This window comes from Nonomuraea sp. NPDC050691, assembly GCF_040654455.1.
Lineage (GTDB): Bacteria > Actinomycetota > Actinomycetes > Streptosporangiales > Streptosporangiaceae > Nonomuraea.
The window spans coordinates 81,650-102,698 of sequence record NZ_JBFAIA010000006.1; the positions used below are offsets into that span (position 1 = coordinate 81,650).

At 72.6% G+C, this 21,049-nt stretch carries 14 protein-coding genes; 11 read left to right on the forward strand and 3 right to left on the reverse strand.

Annotated features, from left to right (window positions below; all coding sequences use genetic code 11):
• Nucleotides 1-11 precede the first annotated feature (11 nt).
• The 5 genes from AB0H81_RS04310 to AB0H81_RS04330 all read left to right on the forward strand — a co-directional run bounded on the left by AB0H81_RS04310 (nucleotide 12) and on the right by AB0H81_RS04330 (nucleotide 9,215).
• Nucleotides 12-1,508 carry an Ig domain-containing protein gene (locus AB0H81_RS04310; protein WP_358369025.1) on the forward strand — a complete coding sequence of 499 codons (1,497 nt, stop codon included), beginning with the start codon at nucleotides 12-14 and terminating at the stop codon, nucleotides 1,506-1,508.
• Nucleotides 1,509-1,675: 167 nt separating this feature from the next.
• Nucleotides 1,676-5,212 carry a S8 family serine peptidase gene (locus tag AB0H81_RS04315; protein ID WP_358369028.1) on the forward strand — a complete coding sequence of 1,179 codons (3,537 nt, stop codon included), beginning with the start codon at nucleotides 1,676-1,678 and terminating at the stop codon, nucleotides 5,210-5,212.
• A gap of 188 nt (nucleotides 5,213-5,400) precedes the next feature.
• Nucleotides 5,401-7,038 carry a cytochrome c oxidase subunit I gene (ctaD, locus tag AB0H81_RS04320; protein WP_358369143.1) on the forward strand — a complete coding sequence of 546 codons (1,638 nt, stop codon included), beginning with the start codon at nucleotides 5,401-5,403 and terminating at the stop codon, nucleotides 7,036-7,038.
• A 71-nt stretch (nucleotides 7,039-7,109) separates the two neighbouring features.
• The gene (locus AB0H81_RS04325; protein WP_358369146.1) at nucleotides 7,110-8,357 is read left to right on the forward strand and encodes an NAD(P)/FAD-dependent oxidoreductase; all 1,248 of its coding nucleotides are present in this window, start codon (nucleotides 7,110-7,112) and stop codon (nucleotides 8,355-8,357) included.
• A gap of 30 nt (nucleotides 8,358-8,387) precedes the next feature.
• Entirely contained in the window at nucleotides 8,388-9,215 is an 828-nt protein-coding gene (locus tag AB0H81_RS04330; protein ID WP_358369031.1) for an MBL fold metallo-hydrolase, read from the forward strand.
• Nucleotides 9,216-9,236: 21 nt separating this feature from the next.
• On the opposite strand, the gene AB0H81_RS04335 is transcribed toward AB0H81_RS04330, so the two are convergent.
• Both AB0H81_RS04335 and AB0H81_RS04340 read right to left on the reverse strand, forming a co-directional pair.
• Nucleotides 9,237-12,413, reverse strand: a complete 3,177-nt coding sequence (locus tag AB0H81_RS04335) for a protein kinase (RefSeq protein WP_358369033.1) — start codon at nucleotides 12,411-12,413, stop codon at nucleotides 9,237-9,239.
• Between the two features lie 77 nt (nucleotides 12,414-12,490).
• Entirely contained in the window at nucleotides 12,491-12,802 is a 312-nt protein-coding gene (locus AB0H81_RS04340) for a hypothetical protein (RefSeq protein WP_358369036.1), read from the reverse strand.
• 193 nt (nucleotides 12,803-12,995) lie between these two features.
• On the opposite strand from AB0H81_RS04340, the gene AB0H81_RS04345 reads away from it, so the two are divergent.
• Nucleotides 12,996-13,760: an SDR family oxidoreductase gene (locus tag AB0H81_RS04345; protein WP_358369039.1), complete on the forward strand. Its 765-nt coding sequence runs from the start codon at nucleotides 12,996-12,998 to the stop codon at nucleotides 13,758-13,760.
• 148 nt (nucleotides 13,761-13,908) lie between these two features.
• On the opposite strand, the gene ugpC is transcribed toward AB0H81_RS04345, so the two are convergent.
• On the reverse strand, nucleotides 13,909-15,129 hold the full coding sequence (gene ugpC, locus AB0H81_RS04350; RefSeq protein ID WP_358369041.1) for a sn-glycerol-3-phosphate ABC transporter ATP-binding protein UgpC: 1,221 nt from the start codon (nucleotides 15,127-15,129) through the stop codon (nucleotides 13,909-13,911).
• Nucleotides 15,130-15,308: 179 nt separating this feature from the next.
• Between ugpC and AB0H81_RS04355 the strand changes: the two genes are divergently transcribed.
• The 5 genes from AB0H81_RS04355 (at nucleotide 15,309) to AB0H81_RS04375 (ending at nucleotide 21,049) form a co-directional block, all read left to right on the forward strand.
• A complete protein-coding gene (locus AB0H81_RS04355; protein WP_358369044.1) occupies nucleotides 15,309-16,376 on the forward strand; it encodes a LacI family DNA-binding transcriptional regulator in 1,068 nt (355 codons plus the stop codon).
• A 218-nt stretch (nucleotides 16,377-16,594) separates the two neighbouring features.
• The gene (locus tag AB0H81_RS04360; RefSeq protein ID WP_358369047.1) at nucleotides 16,595-17,578 is read left to right on the forward strand and encodes an alpha/beta hydrolase; all 984 of its coding nucleotides are present in this window, start codon (nucleotides 16,595-16,597) and stop codon (nucleotides 17,576-17,578) included.
• Nucleotides 17,571-18,932: an acyltransferase gene (locus AB0H81_RS04365; protein ID WP_358369050.1), complete on the forward strand. Its 1,362-nt coding sequence runs from the start codon at nucleotides 17,571-17,573 to the stop codon at nucleotides 18,930-18,932. Before AB0H81_RS04360 ends, AB0H81_RS04365 begins: the two co-directional genes overlap by 8 nt.
• Before the next feature lie 33 nt (nucleotides 18,933-18,965).
• On the forward strand, nucleotides 18,966-20,378 hold the full coding sequence (locus tag AB0H81_RS04370) for a sensor histidine kinase (RefSeq protein WP_358369053.1): 1,413 nt from the start codon (nucleotides 18,966-18,968) through the stop codon (nucleotides 20,376-20,378).
• On the forward strand, nucleotides 20,375-21,049 hold the full coding sequence (locus tag AB0H81_RS04375) for a response regulator transcription factor (protein WP_358369056.1): 675 nt from the start codon (nucleotides 20,375-20,377) through the stop codon (nucleotides 21,047-21,049). Before AB0H81_RS04370 ends, AB0H81_RS04375 begins: the two co-directional genes overlap by 4 nt.

The window sequence follows — 21,049 nt, forward strand, 5'->3', positions numbered from 1 at the left end:
GGCCACCCCTCATGAAGCGATCAGCCGCCGCGCTCGTCCTGCTCCTCGCCTCGATCCTCGTCCCGCTCGGCACGGGCGTGCTCCCCGCGCACGCCCTGTCCGCGGCCCAGGTCGCCGACATGTTCGGCCGGGTCGTCAACGACTACGGCGTCAAGCTGGTGGACTGGCAGGGCTACCTGGTCAACCCGTACGTCGAGCTGACCGTCAAGCCCCCGCAGGACGCCCGCTTCCCGGTCACGATCAACCTCAGGGCCGAGGGCACCTCCCGCCTGATGATGGACCTGCCCAGCCGGCTCAGCGCCACCGGCGCCGCCAAGACGCTGACCTTCGCGAGCGCCAGCGAGCAGAAGACGTTCAAGCTGGCGATCCACTCCAAGCGCGGACCCGGCGCCGACGAGCGGCACACCCTGCGGCTGTCGGTCAGGGACGCGAGCGGGGCCACGTTCCAGCAGACCATGCCGATCATGGTCCAGCAGGACGAGAAGACCGCGCTGGAGCCGTCGATCCCCCTCACCTTCGACTACCGCTACGACACGATCACCGGCTACTTCTCCGACCCGGCCTTCCGCACGGCCTCGGAGGAGGCGGTCAAGGACTGGTTCCGGTTCTTCGACATGCAGCCGTTCGACACCGTGGCGGCCGGCGCGGAGAACAACCACCTGCCCGGCAACGACTGGCAGAACACCATCAACGTCACCAACGGCTCCGCCTACAACGGCATGTACGTGTTCTTCCGCGGCATCCAGACGCCGTACTCCACCGGCTACCCGGCCGCCAACGGCAAGTACAGCACCCGGAACGGCCAGCAGGTCGCCGGCCCGCTCCACCGCTCCACCGCAATGATCTTCGAGTACGACGAGGCGGGGAAGCGGCTGTTCACCTCCCTGGCCGACGAGGACTGGTACAAGACCGAGCTCGCGGGTTCGGTGCTCGACGTCCACGGCCTGGTCATGCACGAGTACGGCCACGCCGTCGCCTTCCACAGCGACTGGGCCGGCATGCGCTCCTACGTCTCGGGCGGCGGCAACGACCCGGACGTCGTCGAGTATCAGGGCTACGCCGTGCCGCTCGACAGCAGCTACCACATCCCCGGCGACCAGAAGTACTGGGACCGGATCAGCGGCCAGAGCGGCGGCTGGACCCACCTGTTCCCGACCCGCCGGTGGATGATGACCAAGCTCTCGCTGCTGGTCGCCGAGAACGCCGGGTGGAAGCTCAACCGCAGGCTCACGCCGTTCCTCAAGCCGTCCATCGAGACGGGCTCGCTCGGCCGGGCCACCGCCGGCAAGCGGTACGAGCAGCGGCTGGCGGCCAAGGGCGGCGTGCCGTTCTACGACTGGCAGGTCACCTCGGGCGCGCTGCCCGAGGGGGTCACGCTCGACCGGTTCACCGGCGCGCTCGCCGGCACCCCGGCCAAGGCGGGCACGTTCACCTTCACCGTCCAGCTCAAGGACTACGACAAGCTCGGCACCCCGGTGACGAAGGAGTACAAGCTCACCGTCGGCTGATGGGGCTGACATTCCACCTGACCAGATCACATTTCATGACATGTCGGGTCTTGTTGTGGCAGGACCCCTTGCAAAGCGGACACGATCTCTTCACCCTCGACCCGTAGGCGTAAAGATCAGCTCTACCCCGGCGGGGGCCCGCCCCCGCCGGGTGTGAAGGAGAGCGTGTGCCGAACACCCCCCGCCGGCGTGTGATCCTGACCGGGATCATCGCCGTCCTCACCCTCATCCTGCCGCTCGGCGCCCACGCGCCGGCGGCGAACGCGGCCGCCGGACCCGGCGCCGACAAGATCAGCACCGCCGTCCGGTCCGACCTCGACGACGACGGCAAGTCCACCTTCTGGGTACGCCTCAAGGGAGCGGCCGACCTCAGCGCCGCCCGGAAGGCCAAGACCAAGGAGGCCAAGGCCGAGCAGGTCTTCGAGGCCAAGCACGAGCAGGCCGCCACCTCCCAGGCCGGCCTGCGCAAGCTCCTCGACGCCCAGGACGCCGACTACACCCCGTACTGGATCGTCAACGCCGTCCGCGTCACCGCCGGGCCCAAGCTGGCCGCCGAGATCGCCAAGCTGCCCGAGGTCACCGGCATCGAGCCGGTCCGCACGCTCGCGCTGCCCAAGCCCGACCCGGGCAAGGTCGAGGCGCGCGTCAAGGCCGTCGAGTGGAACGTCGACCGCGTCGGGGCCCCGCGCGTGTGGAGCGACCTGAGCGACCGCGGCGAGGGAATCGTCGTCGCCCACATCGACTCCGGCGCCCAGTTCGACCACCCCGAGCTGGCCGCCTCCTACCGGGGACGCAACCCCGACGGCAGCTACAGCCACGACTACAACTGGTTCGACCCCGCTCATATCTGCCCGACCGCCGCGCCGTGCGACAACAACGGCCACGGCACGCACACGATGGGCACCATGGTCGGCGCCAACGGCATCGGCGTCGCGCCCGGCGCCCGGTGGATCGCCGCCAAGGGCTGCGAGGTCAACACCTGCACCGACGCCTCCCTGCTCGCCGCCGGCCAGTGGGTGCTCGCCCCCACCGACCGCAACGGCGCCAACCCGCGGCCCGACCTCGCGCCCGACATCGTCAACAACTCCTGGGGCGGCGACGGCTTCGACCCCTGGTACAAGGAGACCGTCGAGGCGTGGGTGGCGGCCGGCATCTTCCCGGCCTTCGCCAACGGCAACGAGGGCCCGGCCTGCCGTACCAGCGGCTCGCCCGGCCAGTACGTGAGCAGCTACAGCGCCGGCGGCTTCGACGTCAACGGCACCCTCTACGCCCGCTCCAGCAAGGGCGAGGGCGAGAACGGCGAGACCAAGCCGAACATCGCCGCCCCCGCCGTGAACGTGCGCTCCTCCGTGCCCGGCGGCGGCTACGACTCCTACACCGGCACGTCCATGGCCTCGCCGCACGTCGCGGCCACCGTGGCGCTCATCTGGTCGGCCGCGCCCGCCCTCCAGGGCGACGTGGCGGCCACCCGGCCGCTGCTCGACTCGACCGCGGTCGACGTGAACGACACCTCCTGCGGCGGCACCGCCGCCGACAACAACGTCTGGGGCGAGGGCCGGCTCGACGCCTACGCCGCCGTCCAGGCCGCGCCGCGCGACGGCGTCGGCGACCTGGCCGGCACCGTCACTTCCACCACGGGGACGTCCGGCGGGGCCCCCGTGGCCGGCGCCACCGTCACCGTCACGGGCCCGATCACCCGCACCGTGGTGACCGGCCAGGACGGCACGTACGCCATCCCGCGCCTGCTGCCGGGCGACTACCGGATCACCACCGAGAAGTTCGGCTACGGCAAGGGCGCCGCGACCGCCACCGTCGTCGCCGGCCAGAGCGTCACGGCCGACGTCACCATGGCCCAGCAGCCCTCGGCCGTCCTGTCCGGCACGGTCACCGCGGCCGGCGCGCCGGAGGCCGGGGCCACCGTCGAGGCGGCCGGCACCCCGGTCAGGACCGTCACCGACGCCGCCGGCCGCTACCGGCTCACGCTGCCGCAGGGCGACTACACCATCACGGTCACGCCCTCCTCCCGCTGCTCCCGCGGCGCCTCCGTGGGCCTCAGCCTCACCGGCGACACCGTGAAGGACATCGAGCTCGGCCTGCGCGGCGACGGCTTCGGCTACACCTGCCGCACCGGCGCCGAGCCGTACGTCGCGGGCACCGACAAGCTCGCCCTCACCGGCGACGACGACGCCCAGCAGGTGACGCTGCCCTTCCCGGTCCCGTTCTACGGCACGGGGCAGGCCAAGGCCTGGATCGCCACCAACGGCCTGGTCACCTTCGCCGCCGACAAGGTCACCAGCGGCGGCAACGGCCGGCTGCCCACCACCGGCACGCCCAACAACGCCGTCTACCCGTACTGGGACGACCTGGTCGTGGACGCGAGCGCCGGCGTCTACACCGGCGTCACCGGCACGGCGCCGCACCGCCAGTTCGTGATCGAGTGGCGCAACGTGCGCTACTACAACGACGCCGCGCAGCGCATCTCCTTCGCCGCGCTGCTCGGCGAGGACGGCACCGTCAGCTACCGCTACAAGGACGTCGACAGCCAGCGCGACCAGGGCACCAGCGCGACCATCGGCATCGAGAACGCGGCCGGCACCGACGGCATGCTCTACTCCTACGAGGAGCCCGCCCTCACGAACGGCCAGAGCATCACCTTCACCGCCAGCCGGCACGGCCTTGTCATCGGCGTCGTCACCGACGCCAACGACGGCGACCCGCTGCCCGGCGCCACGGTGAAGATCGGCGACGTGGCCACCCTCACCACCGGCCCCGACGGCGCCTTCTCCGGCCAGGTGCTGGCCGGCGACTACCAGGTCCAGGTGTCCAAGGAGAACTACGGCACCTTCACCAAGCCCGTCACCATCGCCCCGGCCACGATCACCCGGATCGACACGGCCCTGGTCACCGGCCGGGTCAGCTCCTCCGTCGGCGAGCTCACCCTGGTGATGCCCGCCGAGGCCAGCCGGACGCGCACGTTCGAGCTGACCAACCTCGGCTCGCCCACCGCCTACACCGTCACCGCCGACCCGGCGCAGAGCTGGCTCGCCGTCACACCCACGGCCGGCGACCTGGCCAAGGGCCAGCGGGTCACGCTCAAGGTCACGGCCTCCAGCGCCGGCGTCCAGCCCGGCACGCTCCGCTCGGGCAAGCTGGTGATCAAATCGGCCAGCGGACGGCAGCCCGTCATCGAGGTCAAGGTGACGGTCGTCGTGCCCAAGTACCAGGTCGCGGTGGACGTGGGCGCGAGCAAGGGCCTGGTCGACGCCGCCGGCGACTCCTGGACGGCCGACCGCAAGTACACCCAGGGCGGCCACGGCTACGTCGCCACCTCCAACCGCACCTCCTCCACGTCCAGGACCATCAAGGGCACCGACGACCAGGCGCTGTTCCGCACCGCCCGCGAGGGCATGCTGGAGTACCGCTTCGACGGCGTGCCCGCCGGCACCTACACCGTCGAGCTGGGCTTCGCCGACACCAAGTCGACGGGCATCGGCAAGCGCGTCTTCGACGTGCTGGCCGAGGGGCAGCTCGCGATCCCGGCCCTCGACCTCGCGCTGGAGGCGGGCACGTACACGGCCGTGACCAGGCAGTACACGGTGAAGGTCACCGACGGCCAGCTCAACGTCCGCTTCGCCACCCGCGAGGGCAGCACGATCGTGAACGCCGTCCGCGTCTCCGAGCGCCCGGACAAGGCGACGCCATGACGCGCGAGGAGGCCGCGACCTCCTGACGCGCCGGGCGCGACTCGCCCCGCCGATGCGGGGCGAGTCGTGACCCGGAGCGGATCCTTCCTTGACCCGGTCCCGGGTATCCCTGGGGGAAGGCGCCACGCGCAGGGCAGGACCCAGGGGAGGGCCCGGTGACGACGCAGAAACCGGCCACCGGCGAGCCGATGACCTCACCGCTCGCCCCGGCCAAGACGCGCCGCGTGGGCGCGGTGCTCGCGAACTGGCTGTCCACGACCGACCACAAGGTCATCGGCTACCTCTACCTCATCACGTCCTTCGGGTTCTTCCTCGTCGCCGGCGTGATGGCGATGATCATCAGGGCCGAGCTGTACGAGCCGGGGCTGCAGTTCGTCACGAACCAGCAGTACAACCAGCTCTTCACCAACCACGGCGTGATCATGCTGCTGCTGTTCGCCACGCCGCTGTTCGCCGGGTTCGCCAACGTCATCATGCCGCTGCAGATCGGCGCGCCGGACGTGGCGTTCCCGCGGCTGAACGCGGTGGCGTACTGGCTGTTCCTGTTCGGCGGGCTGATCACGCTCTGGAGCTTCGTGGTGCCCCTGGGCGGGGCGGACTTCGGCTGGTTCGCCTACACGCCGCTGTCGTCGATCACCTTCTCGCCCAGCATGGGCGGCGACTTCTGGATCATGGGCCTGGTGCTGTCCGGGCTCGGCACGATCCTCGGCTCCGTCAACTTCATCACCACGATCATCTGCATGCGCGCGCCCGGCATGACGATGTTCCGCATGCCGATCTTCACCTGGAACACACTGCTGACCAGCATGCTCGTGCTCATGGCGTTCCCGGTCCTGGCCGCCGCGCTGCTCGCCCTGGAGGCCGACCGGAAGTTCGGCACCCACATATACGACGCGGCGAACGGCGGGCCGATCCTGTGGCAGCACCTGTTCTGGTTCTTCGGCCATCCCGAGGTGTACATCATCGCGCTGCCGTTCTTCGGGATCATCTCCGAGGTCATCCCGGTGTTCTCCCGCAAACCGCTGTTCGGCTACGTCGGCCTGGTGGGGGCGACGATCGCGATCGCCGGTCTGTCGATGACGGTGTGGGCGCACCACATGTTCCCGACCGGTCAGGTGCTGCTGCCGTTCTTCTCGTTCATGACGTTCCTCATCGCGGTGCCGACCGGGGTGAAGTTCTTCAACTGGATCGGCACCATGTGGCGCGGCCATCTGAGCTTCCAGACGCCGATGCTGTTCTCGATCGGCTTCCTCGTCACCTTCCTGCTCGGCGGCCTGACGGGCGTCATCCTCGCCTCGCCGCCGCTGGACTTCCACATCAGCGACACCTACTTCGTGGTGGCGCACTTCCACTACGTGGTGTTCGGCACCGTCGTCTTCGCGATGTTCGCGGGCTTCTACTTCTGGTGGCCCAAGATGACCGGCCGGATGCTCGACGACCGGCTCGGCAAGGTGCACTTCTGGCTGCTGTTCGTCGGCTTCCACACGACGTTCCTCGTGCAGCACTGGCTGGGCGTGGTGGGCTTCCCGCGCCGCTACGCCGACTACAGCGCCGCCGACGGGTTCACGACGTTGAACGAGATCTCCTCGCTCGGCGCGTTCCTGCTGGGGCTGTCCACGCTCCCGTTCATCTACAACGTCTGGAAGACCGCCCGTCACGCCCCGCGCGTCGTGGTGGACGACCCCTGGGGCTTCGGCAACTCCCTGGAATGGGCGACCTCCTGTCCGCCGCCCCGGCACAACTTCACGTTCATGCCGCCGATCCGCTCCGAACGGCCCGCCTTCGACCTGCACTACCCGCGAGAACCCTTGGACAAGGCCGCCTGAACGGGGTTTAAGGGCGGGCTGAGGTGCCATATGCACCTGATGGGTCGACACGCCGGAAGGGGCGCCTCGTGATGGTCGAAGGTACGCGGCAGGAACGGACGGGCAGGCCGCCGCACGTCGTCGTGGTGGGTGGGGGCTTCGCGGGGCTCAGCGCCACCCGCGAGCTCGCCCGGGCGGGAGCCAGGGTCACGCTCGTGGACCAGAACGCCTACACCACCTTCCAGCCGCTGCTGTACCAGGTGGCGACGGCCGCCATGGCCGCCGGCGACGTGACCTACCCGCTGCGCGCCTTCGCCGCGAAGTACCCCACCGTGCGCGTGCACCCCGCCGGCCTCGGCAAGCTGCTCCTCGACCAGAAACAGGTCGAGCTGACCGACGGCGCCGTCCTCGACTACGACTACCTCGTCCTCGGCACCGGGGTCAGCACGAACTGGCTCGCCATCGAGGGCGCCGAGAAGAACGCGCAGCCCCTGTACTCCGTGCGCGACGCCAAAGCGCTGCGCAACCGGCTCCAGACCTGCCTGGAGGAGACCGCCCTGGGCAAGCGGGCCAGCACCCATGTGGTGGTCGTCGGCGGCGGCGCCACGGGCGTCGAGATCGCGGGCTCCATGGCCGAGCTGCGCATGCGGACGATCCCGCTCACCCACCCCGAGATCAAGCCCGACCAGACGAGCGTCACCCTGGTCGAGCGGTTCGACTACGTGCTCGCGCCGTACAAGCCGCACCTGCGCGACGCCGCCGCGCGCGACCTGCGCAAGCGGGAGGTGCGGCTGCGTCTCGGCGCCACCGTCGCCTCGGTCGAGCCGGACGCCGTCGTCCTGGCCGACGGAACGCGCCTGCACAGCGACGTCACCGTCTGGGCGCTCGGCGTGACCGCCCCCAAGGAGGTCGCCGACTCCGGCCTGCCTCAGGGCAAGGGCGGCCGGGTCCTCGTCACCGAACGGCTGAACCTGAGCGAGCACCCCGAGGTCTACGTCGTCGGCGACCTCGCGCTGCCGCCGGAGCCGCTGCCGCAGCTCGCCCAGCCCGCCCTCCAGATGGGCAAGCACGCCGGCCGGCAGATCATCGCCGCGGCGACGGGACGTCCGACCGTGCCGTTCCACTACCGGGATCCCGGGATCATGGCCATCGTCGGCCGCTGCGCGGCCGTGGTGCAGCTCGCCAACGGCTTCACCTTCCGGGGGCTGCCCGCCTGGCTGACGTGGATCTTCCTGCACGTCGCCTACCTGCTCGGCGGGCGCAACCGGACCAGCGTGCTGGTCAACTTCTTCTGGCGCTACTTCGGGCCGCGCAGGAGCCGCGCGTCAGTCGCGGAGTAGCCCGCCCGGCGAACGAGGGGGGTTCGCGTCATGCGCAGAGCCGACGGGGGGAGCGTGCTGTTCATCGGCAACGCGACCACCCTCATCCGGTACAACGGCTTCACCCTGCTCACCGACCCCAACTTCCTGCACCGGGGGCAGCGCGCCCACCTCGGCTACGGCCTCACCTCACGCCGCCTCGCCGACCCGGCCATGGAGGTGGAGGACCTGCCGCCGCTGGACGCGATCGTCCTGTCGCACCTGCACGGCGACCACTGGGACCGGGTGGCCCGGGACGGCCTCGACAAGGCCACGCCCGTCATCACGACGACGCACGCCGCGCGGCGGCTCAGGAAGCAGGGCTTCGAGCGGGCCGTCGGCCTGAAGACCTGGCAGGAGCACCAGCTCCGCAACGGGGCCGACGCGCTCACGGTGACCGCGGTGCCCGCCCGGCACGCGCCCGGCCCGGCCGAGGGGCTGCTGCCGCCGGTGATGGGCAGCGTGCTGGAGTTCCGCCGCGAGGGCCGCATCGACCTGCGCCTGCACATCAGCGGCGACACCCTCATGGACCGCCGCCTGCACCAGATCCCGAGACGCTTCCCCGACCTGGACGTGGGCATCGTCCACCTGGGCGGCACCAAGCTGCTCGGCACGGTCATGGTCACCATGGACGGCAACCAGGGGGCCGACTGGGTGGACCTGATCAGCCCCCGGCGGGTGCTGCCCGTCCACTACGACGACTACACGGTCTTCAGCTCCGGCCTGGACGACTTCCGCGAGCACATGGAACGCTCGGGCCACGCCGACCGGGTCGTCTACCTGGACCGCGGCGACACCTACCCGCTGCCGGTCCGCCCACCGGCCCCGGCCCGCACCTGAACCCGGCCGGGCACGTCCACCTCACGGGGCGGGGCGGTGGGGCTCGAAGCGGAGCGTCCGGCTCAGGCCCACCCGGATCACCGCGCCCGGCGGCAGCACGACCGGCGACTCGGGCGGCAGCTCCGCGAAGCCGGGCGCGGAGGGCGTGAGCAGCGCGGTGCCGTTCGTCGAGCCGAGGTCGACGACCACCACGTCCCAGCCGTCCATGTCCACCAGCAGGTGGCGGCGCGAGACCGACTGCTCCCGGTCGTCCACCGGCACGGGCACGGCCGACCCGTCCTCCACCTCCGGCGCCGTCTCCGGTCTGCGGCCGACCAGGTAGGGCCGGTCCAGCGGCAGGACCTGCCCGTCGTCCACGAGCAGCACGCCGAGCGGCGGCCGCGCCTGCCGCACCCACACGCCGCCGACCATTGCGACGCCGCACACGGCGCAGTCCGGCAGGCGCGGATCGTTGAAGTGCCCCTGCGGGCAGAGCATCCCGTACACGAGCGGCGCCGCCCCGTCCCCGCCCGCCTCCTCCGCGCGCGGGCCTCGCCCGTTCCCCCCGGACCCGGCAGGGCTCCGGACCGGCACCTGCACGGTCGGCGGCTCCTCCCACCCCTCGTCCGCCCCGGCCCCGCCGCCGCTCTCGTCGTCCCCGGGCGCGGCGTCCTCCAGGTCCAGGGCCTGAGCCGCCTCGTCCAGCCCTTCGATCAGCTCCTGCGGCGACTGGTAGCGCTCGTCCGGCGACAGCGCCGTGGCCCGCCGCACCACGGCAGCCAGCGGCTCCGGAACCCCGTCCAGCCCGGACAGGTCCAGCCGTCCCTCGGCGATCGCGAGCAGCACGCTCTGCACGCTGTCGGTCGGGTACGGCACCCGCCCGGTCAGCGCGAAGTGCAGCACGATCCCGAAGGTGTAGATGTCGGAGCGCGTGTCCACCCGCCCGCCCCTGACGGCCTCCGGCGCGATGTAGGCCGGAGTGCCGACGATCATCCCGATGTCCGTGGCGACGGTCGAGTCGACCAGGCCCTTGACGATGCCGAAGTCGATGACCACCGGGTCACGGCCCGGGGCGATCATGACGTTGTCGGGCTTGAGGTCGAGCCGGGTGAGGTTCTCGCCCTCCAGGTACGCGAGGGTCGAGGCGAGCGTCCTGGCCAGCCGTACCGCCTCCGGCAGCGGGAGCGGCCCGTCGGCGGCCACCACCTCGCGCAGTGTGCGCCCCTCGACCAGCTCCATCACCATGGCCAGCCCGGCGACGGGGTCGTCCACCACGTCGTAGGTGGTCACGATGCCCGGATGCCGCAGCCGGGTGGCGATGCGGCTCTCCCGGCGGAACCTGCGGGCCAGGTCCTCGGAGCCGGCCCGGTCGCCGCGCATCACCTTGACCGCCACGATCCGGCCGAGCTGGGTGTCGTAGCCCCGGTAGACGGTGCTCATGCCGCCCTGCCCGATCACCTCCAGCAGGTCGTACCGGTCGGCGATCCGGCGCATGTGCGGCGGATCGGCGCCCGCGGGGGAGGGCTGCGGCGGCGCGGGCTGCACGGGCTGGGCCGGGTAGGTGCCCGGCCGGTCCCAGGCGGGCTGGTAGGAGGGGTACGCCTCCCCGGCGCCCCACGGAGGCGCCCCCGACACGAACCCGGTCTGCGACACCGCGACCGGCGGCGCGGCCAGGTCGAGCGCCGCCCGCTCCGCCTCGCTGCCGAACGCGATGCCGAGCAGCGTCCGCTTCACGTCCTCGGCCAGCTTGTACGAGGTGAGCTGCTGCGCGTAGTCGTCGCCGCCCACGAGCGTGGCGTTGACGCCCGGCTCGCGCAGCACCGTGATGACGCCCTGCCCGGCCAGGTGCCGCAGCAGCCGCTCGACCGCGGGCTGGGCGATGCGCAGCAGCGGGTCCAGCTCGGCCCGCTCGGGGGAGCCGACGATGCTGAGCGAGGTGAACGGCTCGCCCTCGCTGCGCAGGATCCAGTCGAGGATGTAGTAGCCGCCGAGCCGCCACCGGTCCTCGTCGATCGGCACCGGGAACAGCCGTTCCTGGCCGGGCTGCCGGAAGTACCGGTCGGCCAGCTCCTCCAGCCGGGCGTAGAAGACCATCCGGTCGTAGTCGGCGCCCGCCGCGACCAGGAACGGGCGGGGGCCCTCCCACACCACCAGGTCGCCGAACTCCTGCAGCAGCCGGCGCGGCACCCCGCGCGCCTTGAAGCGCAGATAGCGCACCAGCCGCGCCACGTCCTCCGCCGTCCCGGGCGGCGGCTCGCCGACCATGGCGCGCACCAGCCGCTCGGGCGCGTCCCACGTGCAGGGCACGTACATCCGCCAGGCGAACACGCTCTCGTAGACGCTGTTGCCCCGGCTGACGTCCCTGACCGCGTTGTCGTGCAGGTCGGGGCCCGCCACGACGAGGAAGTGGACGCCCCGCATGGTCAGCGTGTTCTTGAGGCTCGTCAGCAGCTCCTCGACCGCGGCCAGGCCGTCGGAGGCGGCGGTCAGCTTGTCCACCTCGTCGAGCACGACGACCAGATGGACGCGCGGGAAGCGCCGGACCGGTCGCCTGCCGAACAGCCGCCGCCGCGCCGGAGGGCCCGCGGGTCCGCGGCCGTCGAGCAGGTCCACGATCCGGGCCAGGTCGTACTCGACGTCGGCGTCGGAGTAGGTGAGGAACGACGCCTCGGTGGCCAGCGACCGGGTGCGCTTGCTCGACAGGCCCGCCGCCGGCACCACGAACCCGGCCGGTCCGGCCAGCCTGCGCACCGCGTCGCCCACGCCGAGGGTCAGCGAGGCGTTGCGCTCAGTGGCGTCGCCCTGGGTCTGCTTGACGCCGAGCGAGGTGCGGATGTGCGCCAGCATGAGCGCCCGCTGGGCGGCCTCGCTCAGCTCCGGCAGCGCCCCGCGGTCCTGGAGCGCCTCGTAGACGCGCCGCACGACCGCGAACAACAGCCGCTCGGGCGTGGTCGGCCGGGCCACGTTCAGCATGATCGGGACGATCAGGCCGGCGGGGTCGCCCTCCGCCGCGATCTCGTCCAGGGCGCGGACCACGATCGTGCTCTTGCCCACGCCGCGGAACCCGGTGATCAGGAACGTCCCGCCGCGCGAGCGCCGCAGCCGGTGTTTCAGCTCCTCGATCAGCGCGTGGTTGCCGAGCAGCGGCAACGCCTGCTCGTCGGCGCGCAGCGGCTCGTGCACGTAGCGGAACGACTCGGCGAGCGGAACCTTCAGCACCTCGCCCTGCCTCTGCCGGAGGGGACAGCGTGCCTTCAGCGTAGCCCCGAGCGGCGGGCGGGAGGCGGAGTTCGGCGTCAGGACGTCCGGTCAGGCGGCGGGCGGGAGGCGCAGCTCGGCGAAGACGCCGCGCAGGACACGGCCGTGACCACCGCCGCCGGCCGGTTCCGGAAGAGGAACAGCACCGTCAGCAGCGCCGTCAACGCCGCCGCGTACGGCGTCAGCGTCGTGAGCTGGGTGTCGAACGAGCCCTGCTCCGCCCCGGCCAGCCGCTCCAGCGTCCACACGGCGAAGCACACGGCGACGGTCCACGAGGGCCAGCGTCTCTTCCCGGTGGACTTTCCGGACTCCTCGCCCGCCGTCTGCCGGCTGCCGGTGGTGATGCCCATCCTCGCCGCCCGCTCTCACCCATGGTGTCGTGTCGGGGCAGACCCTAACGCTCAGTGACGAGGCCGACCAGCCCTGCCGGGGGCCGCATGTGCCGAATCGGCGGCGACCTGCGGAAACTCCGTGGCGTTCGCTGATAAAGCTCTCAGCCAGGGGTGGACGGCGGGCCGCGGTCCCACGGGTTAGGGTGCTGGCATGCCTACCGCACTGATCACCGGCGCGACCGCCGGCATCGGCGCCGCCTTCGCCCGGCGGCTGGCCGCCGACGGCTTCGGCCTCGTCCTCGTGGCCCGCGACGAGCAGCGGCTCGGCGAGGCCGCCGACCGGCTCAAACTCAGGTACGGCGTGAGCGTCGAGGTGCTCCCCGCCGACCTCGCCACCGACGAGGGGCTGGCCCGGGTGGAGTCGCGCCTGCGCGAGAACGACGGCCGTCAGGTCGACCTGCTCGTCAACAACGCCGGCTTCGGCCACCCCGGGGCGTTCCTGGAGGTGACGGTCGAGGACGAGCTGCGCATGCTCAAGGTCCACTGCGAGGCCGTGCTGCGGCTGACCCTGGCCGTCCTGCCCGGCATGAGGCGGCGCGGCCGGGGCGGCGTGATCAACGTGGCGTCCGTCGCCGCGTTCTTCACCCGCGGCACCTACAGCGCCTCCAAGGCCTGGGTGGTGAACTTCAGCGAGTCCACCGCGGTCGAGGTCCACGAGCCGAAGGTGCGGATCATGGCGCTGTGCCCAGGGTTCGTGCGCACCGAGTTCCACGAACGCGCGTCGATGGACATGTCCGGCGTCCCGGGCTTCCTGTGGCTCGACGCCGACGAGGTGGCGCGGGTGGCCATGCGGGATCTCGCGCTGGGCAAGCGGGTGTCGGTGCCGGACGCCCGCTACAAGGCGATCGTGGCCGTCGGGAAGTTCGTGCCGCGCGGCCTGGCGGGCGCCGTCTCGGCCCGCCTGGGCCGCCGCTGACACCGCGTACCGCCTGGAAAAGGGTGGGCCCCCGCCGCGGGAGGGGGTCGCGGTGGGGGCCCGGTCGGTCACGAGCGCGGCTCGTGGCCGACGCCTTGGGGGAGGTCACCGGCCGGACAGCGCCGGCCGGGACCGCTGACGCGTGTCGTTACAGGCTGCCACGGTTCTGCTCGTGGCCGATCGCCAGGCCGCTGGCCGGGTCGAAGAAGTGCAGGTTGTGCGTGTCCAGGACCAGGTCGATGTTCTGGCCGGGGCGGACGTGGCTGCGGGCGTTGACACGCGCGGTCCACAGCGACTTGTCGCCCACCAGCGGCAGCGCCGCCTCGTCGTCGTCGCCCTGGTCGGCGGCGGCGACGGTGTCCTTGTGCTCGACCGGCGGGGCGTCGATGAGGAACAGCACGTTGATCTCGGAGCCGAGCTCCTCCGTCACCTCGGCCTTGACGGGCAGCGTGGCCCAGCCGTTGGCGTGGTTGCCGGCCGCGCTGGCGTCCTCGAAGTCGGAGGGCCGGATGCCGAGGATGATCTTCTTGCCGATGAACTTGTCGAGGCCCGGCTTGTCGGTGAACGTCGAGTCGGGGATCGGCAGCCTGATGTCGGCGAACGTCACGGCCGCGCCGCCGTCGCGGACCAGCTCGGCGGTGACGAAGTTCATCGACGGCGAGCCCATGAAGCCGGCGACGAACAGGTTGACCGGCTTGTCGAACAGGTTCTGCGGGGTGTCCACCTGCTGGAGCAGGCCGTCGCGCAGGACGCAGACGCGGTCGCCCAGGGTCATGGCCTCGACCTGGTCGTGCGTGACGTACACGGTGGTGACGCCGAGGCGCTCGTGCAGCGTGTTGAGCGAGGCGCGCATGGAGACGCGGAGCTTGGCGTCCAGGTTGGACAGCGGCTCGTCCATGAGGAACGCCTGCGGCTCGCGGACGATGGCGCGGCCCATGGCGACACGCTGGCGCTGACCACCGGACAGGGCGGCCGGCTTGCGCTTGAGGTACGTCTCGAGGCCGAGCATCTTGGCGGCCTCGTTCACCCGCTTCTGGATCTCGGGCTTGGGCATCTTGCGGAGCTTGAGGCCGAAGGCGAGGTTCTCCTCGACCGTCATGTGCGGGTAGAGGGCGTAGTTCTGGAAGACCATCGCGATGTCGCGGTCCTTCGGCGGCAGGTGGTTGACCACCTTGTCGCCGATGGCGATCTCGCCGCCGCTGATGTCCTCCAGGCCGGCGATCATCCGCAGCGCGGTCGACTTGCCGCAACCGGACGGGCCTACCAGCACCATGAACTCGCCATCCTTGATCTCAAGGTTGAGCCCGTTCACGGCCTTCACGCCACCGGCGTAGACCTTGTCGACATTGGTCAGAACGATGGATGCCATGCCATTCCTTCGCGGTCCAGGGCGGTGGCCCAGGTGTTGTGCGGGGGTGTCCACTCACATGGATACGTTTTCAAGCATCTCACCCGAAACGGACAGGGGTGTCAAGGGTTGCTGGGTGAGCAGCTTCTCCGGGCGGCACGGGGTTCCGGTCAGGTGGAAACCATGATGGAATCGTTTCCATGGAGGCGAAACGGGCGACCATCAAGGACGTCGCCGAGGCGGCCGGCGTGGGCGTGGCCACGGTGTCCCGGGTGCTTTCCGGAGGGTCGGCCAGCCCCCGCACCCGGGAGCGGGTCCTGGCCGTCGCGGCCCAGCTCGACTACCGCCCCAGCGCGCTCGGCCGCAACCTGCGCCAGCGCCGCACCGGCGGCATCGGCCTGCTCGTCCCCGACCTGACCGACACCTTCTTCGGCCAGCTCGCCGAGGGCGTGCTCGCCTGCGCCAGGTCCGCCGGGGAGCCCGTGGTGCTCGGCTCCACCGGCGACGACCCCGAGCAGGAGGCCGAGCTGGTGGGCATGCTGCTGGAGCAGAGCGTGGACCGGGTGATCGCCGTGCCGTCGGGCGGCGCCGACACCTGGGCGCCCGCGGCCCGGGCCGGCATGACCGTCGTGTTCGCCGACCGGCTGCCCGCCGAGCGGCCCGGCGACGCCCTGCCCGGCTCCACGGCCGACCTCATGCTGCTCGACGGCGTCCTGCCGCCCCCGCCGCCTCCGCCGGCCCCGCCCACCGGCGTGCCCGCCGTCCTCGCCGACGACCGGGCCGGCATCCGTACGGCGGTGCGCTACCTGCGCGGCCTCGGCCACCGGCGCATCGCCTTCCTCGGCGGTCCCGGGCACGACCGGCGGGTGGCCGCGTTCCGCGAGGCGGTCGGCCCGCCGGCGGACGAGGACCTCGTCGTGTTCGCCACGGGCAGCCGCGACTCGGCCTACGCCGCCGCCTCCGGCCTCTTCCAGAGTCGTCCCGACCTGACGGCCGTCCTGGCGGGCGGCAACATGCTGGGGGAGGCGGCCGTCCTGGCCGCCCGCGAGCTGGACCTGCGGGTGCCGCGCGACGTGTCGCTCGTCATGTACGACGACGTGCCGTGGGCCGAGCTGTGCTCGCCCCCGCTCACGGTGATCGCCCAGCCGGGGCGCGACATCGGCTACCGGGCGTGCGAGCTGGTGCTGCGCACCGCGGGGCGCCGCCCGCGCACCGTCGTCCTGCCCACGGAGCTGATCGTCCGCGGAAGCTGCGGCCCGCTCCGCTGACCGCCGTCATACCTGAGAGCTACGCGGAAGTGGGCTCCCCGGAGGGACGATGACCACGACGGGTGATCCCTAGCGTCGGTGCCGGAACAATCTCCGGCTCGGAAGGACCGACAGCGATGGCATCCTCGCTCCAGGGATCCCCTCCGCGTACATCCGGGCGAAGCGACGTGCCGGCAGCGACGGCGGAAACACCCGGCCGAGCGGATCACCACGCTCGCTTGCCCCGCGCCCGCCTGCGCCGTGCCTTGCTGGCCGCGCTCGTCGCCGGGGCGGTGGCCGTGCCGGTGTCCGGGGCCGCCCGCCCCGGGGCCGTACCGGCGCCCGCCCCCGCCGCCCTGCCGCCGCTGGGGTCCGCGACGCCCGCCGCCCTGGAGGAGCGCTACGCCGCGACCCGCGAGGACATCCTGGCCGCCGGGCGGGCCGCCGAGCGCGCCGGCCATCGCCGGCGGGCCGGGAACCTGCGCGAGATGGCGGACCCCGGCCGGCGGTTCCTGTCCTTCGACGGGCGCGACGGAGGGCGCACGGTGGAGGTCTTCGGCGACCTGTCCCGCGCGGAGCGGGTCGCCGTGCTGGTGCCCGGCTCCGACACGGCGCTGGACACGTACGGGAGGCTGCTGGACGGCGCGACGCGCTTACGGGCGGCGCTGGGCGGCGCGACGGGCCTGCGGGCGGCGCCCGGCGAGACGGCGGTGATCGCCTGGCTGGGGTACCGGACGCCGGCCACGCTGAGCACCGAGGTGCTGACCGCGGCACGCGCCGACGAGGGCGCGCCCGCCCTGCGGGAGTTCGTGCGGACGCTGCGCCGCCTCAGGCCGGACGCCGGCATCGCGCTGCTGTGCCACTCCTACGGGTCGGTGGTGTGCGGGCGGGCTGCGCCGGGCCTCGACGTGAACGACATCGTCCTGTACGGCAGCGGCGGTGTGGGCGTCGACACCGTCGCGGCCCTGCGCACCCGCGCCACGGTCTGGGCCGGGCGCGCCGGCGGCGACTGGGTGGCGGCGGTGCCGCACACGCGGATCGTCCTGCCGTTCGCCATGCTGGGCTTCGGCGCCGACCCGGTCACGCCGGGGTTCGGCGCGCGGATCTTCGCGGCGGGCGACGGCGGGCACAGCGACTACCTCAAGGAGGGCTCGCTCTCCCTCGCCGGACTGGCGGCGATCGTGTCGGGCCGGGCTCCTGCGGAGGTGGGCGGACATGCGTGACTCCGTGGCGCGTGGCACGGCCGGGCGGGAGATCGTCCGGGGTGCGGCCGGAGGAGCGGGCGGGCCGGTGAGCGTGGGCGGGGCGTCCGGACTTGCGAGCGTGCGGGGGCGGGGCGGGCCGGTGGGCGTGGGCGGGGCGTGGGGAGCGGGTGTCCGTCGCCTGGTCGCCCGGATCGAGGCGGACACCCCCGAAGGACGCGACCGGGCGCTGGACGGGCTGCGTGCCCTGGCGATCGCCGGGGTGGTCCTCGGGCACTGGCTCGTCACCGCCCTGGTCCTGGACAGCGGTGCGTTGCGCGGCACCAGTCCCCTGTCGTACCTGCCCGGGCTGGCCCCCGTCTCCTGGACCCTGCAGACGCTGGCCGTGTTCTTCTGGGTGGGCGGCAGGGCGGCGGCACGAGGGTATGCCGCCGCGCGGGCCGCGGGAGCGGGCTACGGACCGTGGGCGCGCGGCCGGCTGGCGCGGCTGTCCCGCCCGGTCGCGCCCGTGCTCGCCGTGTGGAGCGTTGCGGCGGTGGCGATGCTCGCCCAGGGCGCCGGCCAGCAGACCGTGTACGGGCTCTTCAGGCTCGTGCTGTCGCCGCTGTGGTTCCTGCTGGTCTACGCCGCGCTGACGGCCGCCACCCCGCTCGCCGCCCGGCTGAACCCGCTGTGGCCGCTGGCCGTCGTCGCGCTGGCCGACCTGGTCCGGTACGGGCTCGACGGCCCCGCCTGGGCCGGCTGGATCAACCTGCCGGCGGGCTGGCTGGTGCCGTACTGCCTGGGCGCGGCCCGCTTCTGGGACGGCCCGCGCGCCCGCGCGGCCGGGTGGGGTCTGCTGGCCGGGGGCGTGGCGGTCACGACCGGGCTCGTGCTGTGGGCGGGTTACCCGGCCGCGATGGTCGGCGTGCCGGGAGCCCCCGTCTCCAACCTGTCGCCGCCCACGCTGGCCGCCGTCACGTTCGGGCTGGCGCAGTGCGGGGCCGCCCGGCTGCTGTACGACCCGCTGCGACGGGTGTTGCGGCGCCCCGCCGCCTGGGCGATGGTGGCGGTGGTGAACCTGTCGGCGATGACGCTGTTCCTCTGGCACCAGACCGCCATGATCGCGGTGACGGCGCTCGGCCTGCTCGCCGGAGCGCCCCTGCCCGGCCTGCACACGGTCCCCGGTGACGCGGGCTGGCTGCTCGCCCGCCTGGCCTGGCTGCCCGTCTTCGCGCTGGCCCTGCTGGTCTGCCTGGCGGCCTTCCACGCGTACGAGCGAGGCTCTTCGCCGGGGCGCCGGGGCTCCTCCGGGCGCGCCGGAACCACGCCTCCCGGTTCCTCCGGGCGCGTGGGGACCGGCCTCGGTCACGGGGAGGCGGCCCGGAATGTCTAGGGTGAGCGTGGTGATCGGGGAGGGGGAGTGGGCGTGATCCAGGTGGCGGATGTGGCGCGTACCCTGCGCGCGGACCTCTGGACGACCGCCGCCGACCCGCTGCCGCGCAGGGAGGGGACGCGCCTGCTGGCACGGCTGCCGCACACGCTGGTGGTGCTGTACGCGGTGCTCATGGCTTTCGCAGGCCGGTCCTACCCCGACTACCCGGCCTTCGCCGTGCTGGCCCCGGTCCAGGCGGCGGTGCTCGTCGTGGCGATGTTCCGCCCGCTGATGGCGTGGTGGGCGTCCATAGCTGTCATGATCGTCGGTTCGACACCCACCGATCCGCGTCTGTGGGTCGGTGGGCCACCGACCCCGATGCCCCAACTGCCGGATTCGGCGGTATCCATCGACGAGTGGCCTCCGCTCGCCTGGTACTGGACCGGCCCCGGGTTGGCCCTGGGTGCCGGGGTGCTGTTCCTGGTCGCGCTCAGAGTGCAGCCCCGAGTGGCGGCCGAGACACTGGTGATCACCATCCTGGTGGGGGCGGTCTCCGTGGTGGGCTGGGACGTGCCGGAGAGCTCCCGCGACGCCGTGTACGCCGTGCCGATCTTCCTGATCGCGACCGCGACGGGCGCCGCGTTGCGCGGCCGTCGTGTCGCCCGTACCCAGCTGGTCGAGCAGGAAGTGCTCACCGCCGAGGAGCGGGCGCGGCGCACCGTGCTGGAGACCCGCAACCGGATCGCCCGCGAGCTGCACGACGTGGTCGCCCACCACATGTCCGTGATCTCCATCCAGGCGCAGGTGGCGCCCCACCTGGTCAAGGACCCTCCCCAGGAGCTGACCGAGAACCTCGCGGGCATCCGCGAGAACGCCGTCGAGGCGCTGACCGAGCTGCGGCGGATCCTCGGCGTGCTGCGCTCGGAGGACGCCGAGGCCGACGGGCTGCGCCACAGCCCGCAGCCCACCCTCGACCGGCTGGACGAGCTGATCGGCAACGTACGCGGCGCCGGGCTGGCCGTCACGATCGAGACCACCGGCGAGGCCCGGCCGCTGTCGCCGGGAGTGGAGCTGTCGGCGTTCCGGATCATCCAGGAGGCGCTCAGCAACGTGCTGCGGCACGCGCCCGGAGCGCGGGTGCGGGTGGAGGTCGGCTACCTGCCGGCCGCCCTGGCGATCCGGGTCGCCAACACCGCACCCGCCAACACCGGGTCCGCCCGCCCCGCGCCGCCCTCGCGCGGCCCCGGGCACGGGCTGCTGGGCATGCGGGAGCGCACGGCCATGCTGGGCGGGGAGCTGGCCGCCGGACCCGCCCCGGACGGCGGCTTCGAGGTGACCGCCGTCCTCCCCGCCGTTCCCGTGACGGCCGTCGCCACCACCTCCTCCGCGGCGAGGACGCCCGAGGCCGCCCCCACGTCCGCCCCCCTGCCGTCCCCGCGGCCCGATCCCAGCGAGGACACCCCATGACGACCCCCATCCGCGTAGTGATCGCCGACGACCAGATGATGGTGCGCCAGGGCTTCACGGTGCTGCTCGGCGCCGAGCCCGGCATCGAGGTCGTCGGCCAGGCCGTGAACGGCCTCGAGGCCGTCGCCGTCACGGAAGAGCTGGCCCCGGACGTCGTCCTCATGGACATCCGGATGCCGGAGCTCGGCGGCATCGAGGCCACCCGCCGCATCACCCGGCTCGCCGGCGTCAGCGCCAAGGTCCTCGTCCTGACCACGTTCGACCTGGACGAGTACGTGTACGAGGCGCTGCGCGCGGGGGCGTCCGGGTTCCTGCTGAAGGACGCCTCGGCCGCCGAGCTGGCCCACGCGGTGCGAGTGGTGGCGGCGGGCGACGCCCTGCTGGCGCCGAACATCACCAAGCGGCTCATCGGGGAGTTCTCCCGCATGGCCGAGGCCCCCCGCGCCCCGCTCAAGGAGCGGGTCGGCGACCTGACGGAGCGCGAGACCGAGGTGCTGGCCCTGATCGCTCAGGGATTGTCGAACGCGGAGATCGCCGGACGCCTGGTGGTGGCCGAGCAGACCGTGAAGACCCACGTGAGCCGGATCCTGGTCAAGCTGGGCCTGCGCGACCGCACCCAGGCGGCGGTCTTCGCGTACGAGGTCGGCCTCGTCCGCCCGTCCGGCTACTGA

What these genes read in the sequence shown, in the direction of transcription:
- AB0H81_RS04310 (WP_358369025.1), top strand. Translation starts at nt 12, where the DNA reads ATGAAGCGATCAGCCGCCGCGCTCGTCCTGCTCCTCGCCTCGATCCTC.
- AB0H81_RS04345 (WP_358369039.1), top strand. Translation starts at nt 12,996, where the DNA reads ATGCCTACCGCACTGATCACCGGCGCGACCGCCGGCATCGGCGCCGCC.
- AB0H81_RS04355 (WP_358369044.1), top strand. Translation starts at nt 15,309, where the DNA reads ATGGAGGCGAAACGGGCGACCATCAAGGACGTCGCCGAGGCGGCCGGC.
- AB0H81_RS04330 (WP_358369031.1), top strand. Translation starts at nt 8,388, where the DNA reads ATGCGCAGAGCCGACGGGGGGAGCGTGCTGTTCATCGGCAACGCGACC.
- AB0H81_RS04340 (WP_358369036.1), bottom strand. Translation starts at nt 12,802, where the DNA reads ATGGGCATCACCACCGGCAGCCGGCAGACGGCGGGCGAGGAGTCCGGA.
- AB0H81_RS04325 (WP_358369146.1), top strand. Translation starts at nt 7,110, where the DNA reads ATGGTCGAAGGTACGCGGCAGGAACGGACGGGCAGGCCGCCGCACGTC.
- AB0H81_RS04375 (WP_358369056.1), top strand. Translation starts at nt 20,375, where the DNA reads ATGACGACCCCCATCCGCGTAGTGATCGCCGACGACCAGATGATGGTG.
- ugpC (WP_358369041.1), bottom strand. Translation starts at nt 15,129, where the DNA reads ATGGCATCCATCGTTCTGACCAATGTCGACAAGGTCTACGCCGGTGGC.
- AB0H81_RS04365 (WP_358369050.1), top strand. Translation starts at nt 17,571, where the DNA reads ATGCGTGACTCCGTGGCGCGTGGCACGGCCGGGCGGGAGATCGTCCGG.
- ctaD (WP_358369143.1), top strand. Translation starts at nt 5,401, where the DNA reads ATGACCTCACCGCTCGCCCCGGCCAAGACGCGCCGCGTGGGCGCGGTG.